Genomic DNA, 12473 nt, shown 5'->3' on the forward strand with positions numbered 1-12473 from the left:
ATGGGGTGCTGTTAAATTTGTTTTCGCTTTGATTTCTTCTGGTTCGATAACTTTATAAATTTGAGGCGATCGCGTTTCTTTTGTATCTACAATATAAATCCGGCTCGATCGCTGTCCAGGTACGACCATAAAGCGACGAGATTTACTCGCGTCACCGTGACACGAACTACATGCATTCCAACCAAAATGATGTAACTCATCGCCTAAATAAGGCATGGGTAAGCGATGAATTACCTGAGAATATGTCGGAGAGTCAGGATCGACATCAATCGTCGCTAAATAATCTGGTGCTTCAATTCCCGTACCCGTATAAAGGGCGATCGCATATAATGTTTTTTCTCTTTCTGCTTGCATCGCCGCTTGGGGAGATGCATAGCCAGGACCGCAGCAAGCATGATTAGTCATTGGTCATTCGTCATTGGTCATTTGTGGTTACATTAGCGATCTGTATCGCCACTACTTACTACTCACCAGTCAATAAGTTAATCGTCTACTAATAACAAAACTAGCATTAATTGCTAGGAATACCGTAATATTTTGGCTTTTTTACAGATAGATTGACTTTACATTAATTAACAATCTAGCCAAACTTACTTCACAGTTTGTAACTTTAATTGACAGAACGTAGGGAGTGTGGTTTAGGATGTAATTAACCAGATTAAATAAGTCAGCCTAATCCAATAATAATTGGAGCGGAGGAACCGAATTCTGGGGCTTATCTCTGAGATAAACAGAGAGGGACATCTCTCAGTCCTAGCCCGTCAGCTAACTTCGTCGGCATTGAGAGGAGACTGTAAAGATCGAAGATTTTCTAGATCGCATTCAGTGTCCTTGGCTGGTTTAAACCCGCTACGTTTTACCTGTACTTGGCGCTGAGGAAGCTTTTCCTATGGTAGCCAGAAGCAGGGAAGCTAGCCACAAGGAGAAGTAAACCAACAATGTTAGAAAGACAGAATCGCATTGCTTTAATTTCTGTTGATGGCGATCCAGCGATTGAGATTGGGCAAGAAGAGGCTGGAGGTCAAAACGTTTACGTGCGGCAAGTCGGTCTTGCCCTAGCTCAACAGGGATGGACAGTTGATATGTTTACTCGCCGTAGCAGTAAAGAACAAGCGGCGATCGTGCAACACAGTTTTAATTGTCGCACAATTCGCCTACAAGCGGGAGCGCCAGAATTTATTGGACGAGACGAACTATTCGGTTATTTACCGGAGTACGTCAAAGCTTTCCAGGTTTTTCAACAGCAACATGGATTGCGTTACTCGCTCGTTCATACTAACTACTGGCTGTCTGCTTGGGTGGGGATGCGATTGAAGCAACTGCAATCTTTGAGTCAGATCCACACATATCACTCGTTGGGTGCGGTTAAGTATGGAAATATTGACGAGATTCCAGCGATCGCAACCAAACGTTTAGCAGTAGAAAAAGCTTGCTTGGAAACAGCGGAACGGATAGTAGCTACCAGTCCTCAAGAACAAGAACACATGCGATCGCTTGTTTCAACTAAAGGACAAATTGATATTATCCCCTGCGGTACAGATGTAAACAGATTTGGGGCAATCGAACGCGAAGCAGCGCGACAGCAGTTAGGAGTTGCAGCAAATGAAAAAGTCGTGTTGTATGTCGGTCGATTTGACAAACGCAAAGGGATTGAAACCTTAGTGCGATCGGTGGCAAGATTGCACGCAGCAGGTCAGACTAACTTGAAATTAATTATCGGTGGTGGCAGCCAACCCGCTCGCTGTGATGGCAGAGAACGCGCTCGCATTGAAGGAATTGTTGGAGAATTAGGTCTAGATGCGATAACTGTTTTTCCAGGTCGCTTGGACGATCGGATTTTGCCAGTCTACTACGCTGCTGCCGATGTTAGTGTCGTCCCCAGTCACTACGAACCCTTCGGTTTGGTGGCAATTGAAGCGATGGCAAGCCGAATTCCCGTGGTTGCTAGCGATGTCGGCGGATTGCAATTTACCGTAGTTCCAGAAAAGACGGGATTACTCGCACCTGCTAAAGATGATGTTGCTTTTGCCCAGGCAATCGATCGCATCTTAGCCAATCCTAGCTGGGCAAGACAGTTAGGGGAACGAGGTCGGCAACGGGTAGAAAATCATTTTAGCTGGCAAGGTGTAGCGATCGAATTAGGACATTTGTACACCAGATTGAATTCAGCCACGGTTGAGACGAGTAGAGCGATCGCAGCTTAGCAATAGTAAACGTTGGATAGCAAACTGCACAAGGAGAAATACCATGTTAAGGATTGGGGATTTCGTGCAACACAAGCAAACAGATCTAACTGGTGTTGTCATCGGTTACGGACATCAGATAATTGATGACATTTATTTGCCAACATTAGTGGTACATTTAGATCGAAGCAAAAGTTTCAGCCGCAAAGGTATTATGGAAGATCTATCTTCCAAGTGGTTACCTGTGGAAACAAAAATGCATACTCATGCCGCATAGAGCTGAAAACTAGATTTTTGTTTCTGAGATTTTCGTGTCTGTTGTATTTTCCTGAGTTGTGAAGTGTAGGACTACCTGAGTCTGAATTGTCAGATTCAGGTTTTTTTTGCTCATACCGGATCGCACCGGATTTCTACCATAAATCCATCTGGATCGTAGCAGTAAACGCCTCTACCTGTAGGGCGGCTGACGGGACCGTGGGCGATCGCAATTTGATTATCTTTCAATACTTCCACGGCGCGATCGAACAATTGCGGATCGATATCGAAGGCAAGATGATAGGCACGGGTAAAACTACGTTCGGGATCGGGATCTGGTGGTGTTAACTCCGGTTCCCAGAATAAATCCAACACCGTACCATCTGGGGTGACAAAGTTAGCAACTTTACCTTGTGCTACCAAATCGAGTAGAGTAGAGGGGATTTCATCGCCTGTCAGTTCGTGCAATCCGAGAATATGACTGTAAAAGTGGCGCGATGCTTGCATGTCTTTAACATTTAAGGCAATGTGGTGGACTCGCCGCAGGTTGCCAGGTGCAAGGGTACTGGGAGTAGTCATAGTGAAGTCAGTCCTCGTAGGGGCGGGTTTTTAAAGATCCCTATACTAGAATAAATAGTTTTGCGGTTAAACCCGCCCGTACAGCAGTCGGAAGTTAGGAGCGAAAAACAAATATGGATATGCTGCACATTTTACCGTACGCATAATTTTGTAGGGTGCGTTAATTAATACACTCTACAGGCTCCGATACTTTGGTTTCATGTCCGAGAAAATTATCATTGAGGTTTACCACAGTTTTGCAAGTAATTATCAAAACGATTTGATACTGTTTTGAGCGAACCATTTTCATCTAAATAACGTACTTGAAAATTAATAACTACAACATCGCCCGAATCATATCCAAAAATGCGATCCAGAAAATTTGTAGGAGGAACTTCATAAGGACTGCCAGGATTGACGGAACAGCATTCTGGATACAATGCTATATGTTCATCGAAGCTTTTATACTTGATATGCTTGGGATCTGGGAGATTATCCAAAGGTAATCTATTTCGGCTATTTTGGTAATCAAATACTGCTCGAATTTTTTCTTCGTTACTGAGGTAACGCATTTCTGCAAAACAGAAGCCAGAATAGTTTAAACCAAAATAACCAAAAAGAATTAGCAGCACGCCACCGACAAATAAAAAAAATTTCAAGATAAACCCTCGATGCTTGTGAACCTCTGTTATTTTAACGATTGAAATAAAGATTTAAGCCTCTGTAAAAGTTTTCAAAAGAGTTCTATCGAGTTTACTTTGTTAGTGCAACAGGTAAATCGCATGAGAAGGTTTTGATAAATTACTATCTAAACATCTAGATTTTTACTCCGAACCCCATGAATTCTTAAAGCATCGCTGAGGGTAGGACAATAATTAGGTAAGCCAAAGCTGCTAGGATTGACAATATTTTTATAAGTAAAATAGCGATATTGCAAGCAAAATCTATCCCATTCTGCCATTTGAATGCGGAATAAAACTATAAACAAATTGGTCAAAGATGAATACAGAGGAATGCGAAAATAAATCTTTTTATTTAGATATCTACAAATTTCTTCAATAACTTGGTTAGCAGTTATTAGTTTTTGTCCTAAGACATAGGGAGTCGAGAGTCGGGAGTCGGGAGTCGGGAAAGAAGATAAGTTTAAATCCTCAGAAGAAATTAAATATTTGACGACTTGGGCAACATCTCGTCCGTGAATAAAATGGAAGCTGCCTTCTGTTTTGAAAAAACGGGCGATGTTAATCCACTTGGTAACATCGGGTAAGCCAGCACTCAAGTGAGAGTAAGGTTTCTGAGCGTCACCCCCTAGAACTAAGGTAGGAAATAGAACGGTAATTTTAGGGGCGATCGCTAATTCTGGTAATCTACTTAAAGTTTCGTATTTAGAACGAATATAATCTATGCCAAGTGTTCCTGCTTCTTTTAACAAGTTATTTTGACGATCCAAAACGCTAGCTGTAGAAAAGTAAATGACCTGCTGACATTTTTCTGGATCGAGTAAATTTAATAGTTGAATTGTTTTATTAACGTTAATTTCAAAAGTATCTTCGCCACCCCAAACAGTAGCTACTAATACAGCAATATCAATTGTTTTCAGTAAATCGGCAAACTGTTTGATATTAGCTAAATCGCCCTGTAATACTTTTACACCAGGGCGAGTAGTAATATCTATTTGTAATTTCTGAGGATTCCTAACTAGTAAATATAGCTCATAGTCAGTTTCTTGAATCAAAATCTCAGAAATATAGTGACCGATACAACCGCTAGCGCCAGTGATTAGTATCCGCATAGCGAGGAGTGAGGAGTGAGGAGTGAGGAGTGATGGGAAAATGGGAATACTTTATACATAAGTAGATAGAGAAATCATGAAATGCAAATCAATAGTTATCGCGATTTAAAAGTTTGGCAAGCTGAAATGAATTTAGTTTTTGAGGTTTATCGGATAACGCAGAAATTTCCCAAACATGAAGTTTACGGGTTGTCTAGTCAAGTTCAGCGTGCAGCAGTATCTATTCCTTCTAACATAGCGGAAGGGCATACAAGAGAATCTACAAAAGAATACCTACAATCTCTTTCAATTGCTCTAGGTTCCTTAGCTGAATTAGAGACGCAGTTAATGCTGGCACAAAGGTTATTGTACATAGAAGCAGAAGATTTAGAGTTAGCCCTTAGCAAAACTGACTCAATCAGTCGAATGCTTCGAGGCTTACAGAAATCTCTAAAGGCAAAACTCTAATTCCCTCACTCCTCGCTCCTCGCTCCTCGCTCCTAGTATCTAATCTGCTTAGCAGTTTCAAAGAAGAATCTGACGTTCTCTTCTGGAGTGTCGGGTAAGACTCCATGACCCAGATTGAGAATATGCCCTCTCGTACCTGCCTTTTTCACCGTATCGTAAATGCGATCGCGAATAAATTCTTGAGAACCAAATAACACGCCAGGATCGAGATTTCCTTGCACGCCAATTTGATTCCCCAGTCTCGCCCGTGCGTCTGCCATATCTACAGTCCAGTCTACGCTGATTAAATCTGCACCACTACGCGCCATTCTTTCTAATAAACCTGCACTTTCAGCTACCAAAAGAATCAGGGGTGTATCGGGATGGGTTTGTTTAACTTGTTGAAATACTCGCTGTTGATAGGGTAAAGCGAAAGTTTCGTAATCTTGAGGTGAAAGTTGACCCGCCCAAGAATCGAACATTTGTACGACTTGAGCGCCGCAGTCAATTTGGTAGCGAGCGTAAACCGCGATCGCATCTGCTAGTTTTTCTAGTAGCTGGTGCAATACCGTCGGGTTAGAAAATGCCATCCCCTTAATAATGGAATAGGTTTTAGAACCTTTTCCTTCAACTGCATAAGCTGCAAGCGTCCACGGCGCACCGACAAAGCCTAAAACTGTAGCTTTATTCCCGACTTCGGCTCGGAGTGCTTGTAAGATTTCTTTAATAAAAGGTAAGGATTCTGCTGGTTCTAACTGACGCAAAGAGGCAATTTGCTCTTGAGTCCGAATTGGCGAGTGAATAATTGGTCCCTTGCCTTCCGCAATGTCCATGTCAATTCCCAAACCAGGCAACGGCGTGACAATATCGGAAAATAAAATTACGCCATCTGGTTGAAAAGCTCTCCAGGGTTGCAAAGAGACTTCAATCGCTACTTCGGGAATTTCAGAACGCTCCCGAAATGACGGGTATTTCTCGCGTAAATCTCGATACGCTTTCATATAGCGACCTGCCTGCCGCATCATCCATACTGGCGGGCGGTCTACTTCTTCTCCACGAGCAGCCCGTAGCAAGTGGGGAACCTGGGTTGCAACAACCATCGAATGCGCCTTGTAATCTTTCTGCAATTCTTTAGCGTATCATCGATCGTCATGCGATTTTTACACGAGCCTGTCAGAAATAGGAGAAAAGTTGCTAATTTCCTACTCCCATCTGTATTTGTACTTATCGTGAGTTACTTCTATCGCTTGCTATCAACAGTCTTGAAATAGATGACACAGTATAGCGTCGGGGTACTTTTTCGTAGAGTAGCATTAACCGCCACGCGCAGTACAAGTTAATAGCAGATTGGATGCGATCGCTATACAAAAACCTTTTTAGAATTTACAAAAATATAATTTGTTTAATTTAAGTTAAACGATTTAATTAATCTTGATGTTGTCGATATTGTCGAGCTTTTGTAACATAGAAGATGAGCTATCTGTCTTTAGTTAGTTAGTTAAGTCAGTATTTTTTGTTACTGTCGATCGCACAAACACAACTATATATTTGTATTTGCTGGATATATTGAGTAAAAATTAATGCAGTCCAGTTAATAAAATCTAGCGATCGCCAAAATAAAGAATTTGCTAGCGTCATAAAATTAGTTGACAAGAAAAAAGCAAGAGCCAGCAATTAAGAATCAAAAGAATTGCCCCTACCTCCGAAAATATACTTCTTTAGATAGATCGAACAAATAGACAAGCAAAACTCTCAGTAGAGATACTGAACTCTATTATTCGCTATACCTGTAAATATAGTATCCGTGGTCTTGCTACTAAAGAAGACAGTATTTTTGAATGCCGATCGAGGAAAGAAATTATGTATAATAAGGCTGATTTTTTAAAACAGCACGTAGCGCAAACACAAATTGTACGAGAAGTAAAGCTGAGCGAACAAACTGTAAATGACACAAAATCGCCTCAGTTTAATACTTCCGATCTGCTCATGCTTTTAGGTCCGATTGGCTTTATTATGGGCTGGACAATTTTGTTTTTAATGCTATCTAAAATTGGAGTTGCGGCGCGAGATGAACTCTTGTTTACAATCAAGCGCTTTCAAAAAGTACCCTGTCGAAACTGTCAATATTTTACCAACAATCCTTATCTCAAGTGTGCTGTCAATCCTGGTGCAGTTTTAACAGAAGAAGCACTGAAATGCTCTGATTATAGACCAGGGGAAAAGGTTGAAGAATTAGACGACGAAGATTAGCGTAAAAGACTGAGAGTAGAAAATAGAAGGGACAAGGGAGACAAGAGAGACAAGGAAGCAGAGGAGAATAAATAACTCTTAACTCTTCATTTTTAACTTTTAACTTTTAGCTTTTGACTTATTTAATATTTGCCATAATCGCGTTGTAAATCGAACAGAACTTTCTCGGCATACCACTGAATAGTTCTACCAGGATTCCGGTCTTTCGCTGCACTGAGGAGTCTATTTGCGGCTTGGCGATCGCCATGTAACAGTAGCAAGAGTTTTTTTTGTAGCGGACGGGAAACCTGTTCTATCCTAATGGCACTATCGCTATCTCCACTTCCTTCGCTATCATATGGTTTTTGGCGGCGAGGCGATGAAAATGGGGTGGTTTTGCTTTTGCCATGCTTTCTTGGCTGCACCCACCTGAGTCGGCGGCGAGATTGTTGAGAACGATAATAAGCAAACATTAATCCGAATATGAGTGCAAATACAATTACTACTCCTAGTAATACAAAAAGTCTCTGCATAGATATGACGCTAATAGTAAGTAAGCTGAATTTGTGCTGCGAGTAGACAACTATGAATCTTCTGTATTTATAGTTCCCCGGATGTTACAAAATTTACTTTAATATGACGTATCAATACTTAAAGCTTCAATGAATTTTTTTCAGAAAAACAACTTTTCGTCTCTGTTGCCGTCGCTGAACTCTCAAGTTTGGATTTTGGCAAGCGGTCGCTTCCTATCAAATGTAGGTACGGGGTTTACCCTGTTTTACGCTCCAATTTTTTTCGTTAACCAAGTCGGCTTATCTGCCACTGCTGTCGGTTGGGCGTTGGGTAGTGCTTCTATTTCTGGAGTTGTGGGACGAATTTTGGGGGGAGCCTTTTCAGATTCGCAGTTTTGGGGTCGTCGTCGCACTCTCCTAATATCAGCAGCGATCGCCGCGATCGCCTGTTTTGTCCTCGCCATTACTCCAGATTTCACCACTTTAGTTATCGGTAACTTACTACTGGGACTGGGACAAGGCTTGTATTGGCCCGCAACTGAAGCTGTTGTTGCCGATGTAACATCCACCGACCAACGCCGCGAAGCTTACGCCGTGACTCGCTTAGCCGACAATCTCGGTTTAGGGATGGGAATTGTATTTGGTGGAGTTTTGATTGGGACGACAGGAGCTTATCGAGCGCTATTTATTTTAGATGGGTTATCGTTTCTAATTTTCTTAGCCGTTGTCTATTTTGCGGTCGCCGAAACTCGACCGCAGGAAAATCAAACTGGAGCGTTTGCGCCTGGGAGTTGGCAAATAGCCTTGAGCGATCGCAGTCTGTTAGTATTTGCGATTGTCAATGTTATTTTTACAACTTACATCGCCCAGCTACACAGCACGCTACCCCTTTATCTGAAAAATTTTGTTCCAGATGGGAGTAGAGGTCAAGGATTTACTGAAACCACAATCAGCATTTTATTCGGCTGGCACATGGCTATGGCGATCGTGACTCAGTTACCTGTGGCACGCGCTTTAAAACGTTTTACTCATCCTCAAGCTTTAACAATCTCTGCCTTGATGTGGACTTTAGGCTTTTTCTGTATTTGGATAACCGGAACAGTTGCCAGTGGTCAAATCGCTTGGGCAATTTTAGCTTTAAGTCTACTAGCAATCGCCACTGTTGCTTACACTCCCTCTGCTTCCGCATTGATTACCGACCTCGCACCTCCAGCTCAAATTGGTATCTACTTTTCCATCAACTCTCTATGCTGGGCGGGCGGGTATTTCATCGGACCACCCTTGGGTGGTTGGGCATTAGACCAGTCAGCCGCGATCGCAGATAGTTTTTGGTTAGGTTCAGCCCTTAGCGTGGCGATCGTCGTGGGAATTTTACAGTATTTACGCCGCTTATTAGGGAGCAGGGAGCAGGGGGGACAATTCATTCAGAATAAACGCTAAACGCTAAACGCTTCGCTACACTGCGTGTCAGCCGTAGGCGAAGCGAAGCGTTACGCTACACTACCCCTGCGGGGAAGCAAGCTATATGAGCGCAAATTGCAAATTTTAATTTGCGCTTTTTCACAATTACTCCTGACTCCTGTACGGGCGGGTTTTGGGTGCAGATTTTTAGCGGTGGTTGTTAGACTCTATGCTAAACCCGCCCCTACGACTCCTAACTCCTGTTCCCCGTTCCCTGCTCTCTGCTCCCTACTCCCTGCTCCCTAATAACTGATAACAGATAATGACAATCAGGGGAAATACGCAAGGCAAAAGTTAATTTGGAAGAATAAAATTAATTGCCTTCCAATCAAGTCTTGAAGAAGCTGCGATCGCAGCCGATTGATGTATTTGTGAAAGACAAATGCAAAAATTTTTCATGCCTAGATCGGTAGGTATTTGTTTACCTGTCCGCAGCTTTGCTGTTTTTCGTCAGACATGAAGTTTATAATTAAGTATCAATTTACTTCCTGGTTGCCACAGCTTAATTCACAAGTTTGGATACTGGGAATTGGTCGTTGTATTTCCCAACTAGGTATCGGTTTTACCTTATTTTATACAACTATATTTTTTGTCAATCAGTTAGGATTTTCTGCCACTAGTGTTGGTTTAGCTTTAGGAGGCGCATCAGTGGCAGGCATATTAGGTCGTTTGGTAGCAAGTTCTTTATGTGATTCGTCCGTATGCGGTCGCCGTCGAACTCTATTGCTTTCCGCCACGTTAAGCGCGATCGCCGCAGCCATCTTAGCAGCAACCAATAGCTTTACGCTCTTAGTTATCGGGAACTTGCTGTTGGGGTTTGGACAGGGTTTGTACTGGCCCACTATTGATACTGTCATTACCGATTTAATTTCTCCCTCACAATGCCAAGATACTTTTGCCGTGATGCGCGTCATGGACTATGTAGGTTTAGGTGTAGGAATTCTTCTAGGTGGGGAGATAGTCGGTTTAACGGGTGCATATAGAGCGTTGTTTTTGTGCAACGCTGTAGGATTTGTTGTTTTCTTCATGCTGATCTATACAAAAGTTGCAGAAACTTACCAACCGCAGAAATCGAGTTCTCGAATTACAGGCAATTGGTCAGCAGCATTGAGCGATCGCTGTCTTTTGGTCTACGCGATCGCCAACACGATGGCGGTCGTATATGCCTCGCAATTTCAAGCCGTACTACCCCTATACTGGAAAAACTTCGCCGTCGCAGATAGTGCGATCGAGCAAGGATTTTCAGTCACCACAATTAGCATCCTATTTGGTTGGCACGTTCTTTTGGCGATTGTTTGTCAATTGCCAATTACCCGCGCCTTGAAGCGCTGGAGTCCCCCTCATGCAATGATCTTTTCTACCTTGATGTGGGCATTAGGTTTTGTTGTCATTTGGGTAACAGGTATTGCTCCATCGGTTCGCCTCGGCTGGGCGATCTTAGCAACAGAAATTTTTGCGATCGCTGCTGTATCCCTAACTCCTGCTGCGGTATCGATCGTAAACAGTTTAGCTCCCCGCTCGCAACGCAGCGTTTATTTTGCGATCAACTCCCTGTGTGGTTCGCTCGGCTACATCATCGGTCCTCCTTTAGGAACTTGGGTATTAGATCGATCGCCCCAAATGGCAGATAGATATTGGTTGTTTTTAGCTGCGAGTACAGGATTCACGATCGGCATTTTGCAATATCTGCATCGTTTGTTAAAACAGCGAACAGTTATGTAGAGAGTGACTAGTGGCTAGTGGCTAGTGGCTAGAATTGCTCCTCTGCTCCTAGTCTCCTCTGCTTCTCTGTTCCCTGCTCCCTGCTCCCGACTCCCTGCTCCCTCATGTGGACTGATGTAATTAGCATATTTCTCAAGTCAAAATGCCCTTTATGCCAGCGTCCGACTGGGAAGGTATTTTGTATTGATTGCACTAGACAACTACAATGCTGCCAACTGGGCGATCGCCATGTCCGTTCTACAACAGAAATACCAGTATTTGCTTGGGGAATCTATGGAGGAGCGCTCAAACGGGCGATCGCGGCTCTAAAGTACGAGAAAAAATCTCAAATCGCTCAACCGTTGGGGTTCTGGCTGGCTGATGCTTGGTTAAATCTCCCATCGACTTCCAGGCAGCCAATTGTCATTCCAATTCCACTGCACGCAACCAAGTTAAGGGATCGCGGTTTCAACCAAGCAGAGTTATTAGCGCGGAGTTTTTGTCAGATGACGGGGCTAAAATTGCGACCTGACACCAATATCTGTAGCTTTGAGTATGAGTTATGAGTATGCTTCAACTCAGAAAACGACACAAAACTTAAAAAGGTAGATTAAAGCGTCCTTCGTATGGGACTGATTGCAAAGGAACACAACCAATCCTCACACCACAAACCTTTAACCTGCCAGCGCTTCTATTAATTGGTTCTTGGTCATGTTGCCGTAACCATGAATGTGTCTTTCGCTAGCTAATTTCTTAAGCTGCCGGATATTCTTCCTCAGCAGTTCGTCAACTTTATTCCAGTAGGGCGTGCTGACTGGTAGCGGACAGCACCATCCATGCCAGCTCGTGTCTGGCTCTATCACGTCCCAGCCCTGCGGATATTCTTTTGTAGTGACAGGGCAGAATAGCCAGCAATAGAAGCTGAAGATTATTACGAATAGGTAAATCTCCAACACGACTCGTACCTCCTATTCCCATGCGTGTTTAAATTCATGTGCTAGCCAGTCATAGTCTTCTGGCGCTGACTGCCACAGGTTTTTACGATACAAATCTCTTACGCGGTCTTCTCGCTGCAACTTCAGCACTTCGTTTTGGGCGAGTGTAAGATAATCCACTGCCTGGTCTGCTGATGCATGATTAACGTCAGTACAAATCTGACACAACTTAGCAGTCAATATCTCCAGCTCCAACGCTATCTGCCTGCTCTCTTCCTTGCTGATGTAATTCCTAGACTTTGCCTTACTCCGAGTTAAATATGGTTGGAGTCCTTAACCTTTCCACAATCCGACTGCCATTGACCTGCTCCTAACCCGATGGTGTTGCCCTCGTCGCTTAGATGCCTATCGGGGATTAAGC

Annotated in this window: 15 protein-coding genes and 1 riboswitch; of the genes, 7 read left to right on the forward strand and 8 right to left on the reverse strand. The window is 43.1% G+C overall.

What is annotated here, in order from left to right; all coding sequences use genetic code 11:
- Positions 1-405, reverse strand: a 405-nt coding sequence (locus tag ACRC32_RS22580; RefSeq protein WP_438556082.1) for a selenium-binding protein SBP56-related protein, incomplete at its 3' end; no start/stop codon positions are given.
- A 254-nt stretch (positions 406-659) separates the two neighbouring features.
- Positions 660-795: riboswitch (cyclic di-AMP (ydaO/yuaA leader) on the forward strand.
- A gap of 143 nt (positions 796-938) precedes the next feature.
- Here ACRC32_RS22580 and ACRC32_RS22585 point away from each other — a divergent pair.
- A complete protein-coding gene (locus tag ACRC32_RS22585; RefSeq protein ID WP_438556083.1) occupies positions 939-2204 on the forward strand; it encodes a glycosyltransferase in 1266 nt (421 codons plus the stop codon).
- A gap of 43 nt (positions 2205-2247) precedes the next feature.
- A complete protein-coding gene (locus tag ACRC32_RS22590) occupies positions 2248-2460 on the forward strand; it encodes a hypothetical protein (RefSeq protein ID WP_438556084.1) in 213 nt (70 codons plus the stop codon).
- 110 nt (positions 2461-2570) lie between these two features.
- Here ACRC32_RS22590 and ACRC32_RS22595 read toward each other — a convergent pair whose 3' ends face one another.
- The 3 genes from ACRC32_RS22595 to ACRC32_RS22605 all read right to left on the reverse strand — a co-directional run bounded on the left by ACRC32_RS22595 (position 2571) and on the right by ACRC32_RS22605 (position 4788).
- Positions 2571-3017 carry a VOC family protein gene (locus tag ACRC32_RS22595; RefSeq protein ID WP_438556085.1) on the reverse strand — a complete coding sequence of 149 codons (447 nt, stop codon included), beginning with the start codon at positions 3015-3017 and terminating at the stop codon, positions 2571-2573.
- Positions 3018-3232: 215 nt separating this feature from the next.
- The gene (locus ACRC32_RS22600; protein WP_438556086.1) at positions 3233-3655 is read right to left on the reverse strand and encodes a hypothetical protein; all 423 of its coding nucleotides are present in this window, start codon (positions 3653-3655) and stop codon (positions 3233-3235) included.
- Positions 3656-3804: 149 nt separating this feature from the next.
- Positions 3805-4788, reverse strand: coding sequence for an NAD-dependent epimerase/dehydratase family protein (locus ACRC32_RS22605; protein ID WP_438556087.1), 984 nt, complete (start codon positions 4786-4788; stop codon positions 3805-3807).
- Between the two features lie 81 nt (positions 4789-4869).
- Between ACRC32_RS22605 and ACRC32_RS22610 the strand changes: the two genes are divergently transcribed.
- Positions 4870-5235, forward strand: a complete 366-nt coding sequence (locus ACRC32_RS22610) for a four helix bundle protein (protein WP_438556088.1) — start codon at positions 4870-4872, stop codon at positions 5233-5235.
- Between the two features lie 32 nt (positions 5236-5267).
- On the opposite strand, the gene hemE is transcribed toward ACRC32_RS22610, so the two are convergent.
- A complete protein-coding gene (hemE, locus tag ACRC32_RS22615) occupies positions 5268-6314 on the reverse strand; it encodes a uroporphyrinogen decarboxylase (protein WP_438556089.1) in 1047 nt (348 codons plus the stop codon).
- Between the two features lie 760 nt (positions 6315-7074).
- Here hemE and ACRC32_RS22620 point away from each other — a divergent pair.
- On the forward strand, positions 7075-7464 hold the full coding sequence (locus tag ACRC32_RS22620) for a hypothetical protein (protein WP_438556090.1): 390 nt from the start codon (positions 7075-7077) through the stop codon (positions 7462-7464).
- Positions 7465-7586: 122 nt separating this feature from the next.
- On the opposite strand, the gene ACRC32_RS22625 is transcribed toward ACRC32_RS22620, so the two are convergent.
- The gene (locus ACRC32_RS22625; RefSeq protein WP_438556091.1) at positions 7587-7976 is read right to left on the reverse strand and encodes a hypothetical protein; all 390 of its coding nucleotides are present in this window, start codon (positions 7974-7976) and stop codon (positions 7587-7589) included.
- Positions 7977-8105: 129 nt separating this feature from the next.
- Here ACRC32_RS22625 and ACRC32_RS22630 point away from each other — a divergent pair, with 129 nt between their 5' ends.
- The 3 genes from ACRC32_RS22630 to ACRC32_RS22640 all read left to right on the forward strand — a co-directional run bounded on the left by ACRC32_RS22630 (position 8106) and on the right by ACRC32_RS22640 (position 11683).
- A complete protein-coding gene (locus ACRC32_RS22630) occupies positions 8106-9395 on the forward strand; it encodes an MFS transporter (RefSeq protein WP_438556092.1) in 1290 nt (429 codons plus the stop codon).
- Positions 9396-9872: 477 nt separating this feature from the next.
- Positions 9873-11138, forward strand: coding sequence for an MFS transporter (locus ACRC32_RS22635; RefSeq protein ID WP_438556093.1), 1266 nt, complete (start codon positions 9873-9875; stop codon positions 11136-11138).
- A 104-nt stretch (positions 11139-11242) separates the two neighbouring features.
- Complete coding sequence (locus ACRC32_RS22640) at positions 11243-11683, forward strand: ComF family protein (RefSeq protein ID WP_438556094.1); 441 nt, start codon at positions 11243-11245, stop codon at positions 11681-11683.
- A gap of 108 nt (positions 11684-11791) precedes the next feature.
- Here ACRC32_RS22640 and ACRC32_RS22645 read toward each other — a convergent pair whose 3' ends face one another.
- Positions 11792-12073, reverse strand: a complete 282-nt coding sequence (locus tag ACRC32_RS22645; protein ID WP_438556095.1) for a Rho termination factor N-terminal domain-containing protein — start codon at positions 12071-12073, stop codon at positions 11792-11794.
- Between the two features lie 12 nt (positions 12074-12085).
- Complete coding sequence (locus ACRC32_RS22650; protein WP_438556096.1) at positions 12086-12307, reverse strand: hypothetical protein; 222 nt, start codon at positions 12305-12307, stop codon at positions 12086-12088.
- Between the last annotated feature and the right edge of the window lie 166 nt (positions 12308-12473).

Source organism: Chroococcidiopsis sp. (genome assembly GCF_051657925.1).
Lineage (GTDB): Bacteria > Cyanobacteriota > Cyanobacteriia > Cyanobacteriales > Chroococcidiopsidaceae > Chroococcidiopsis.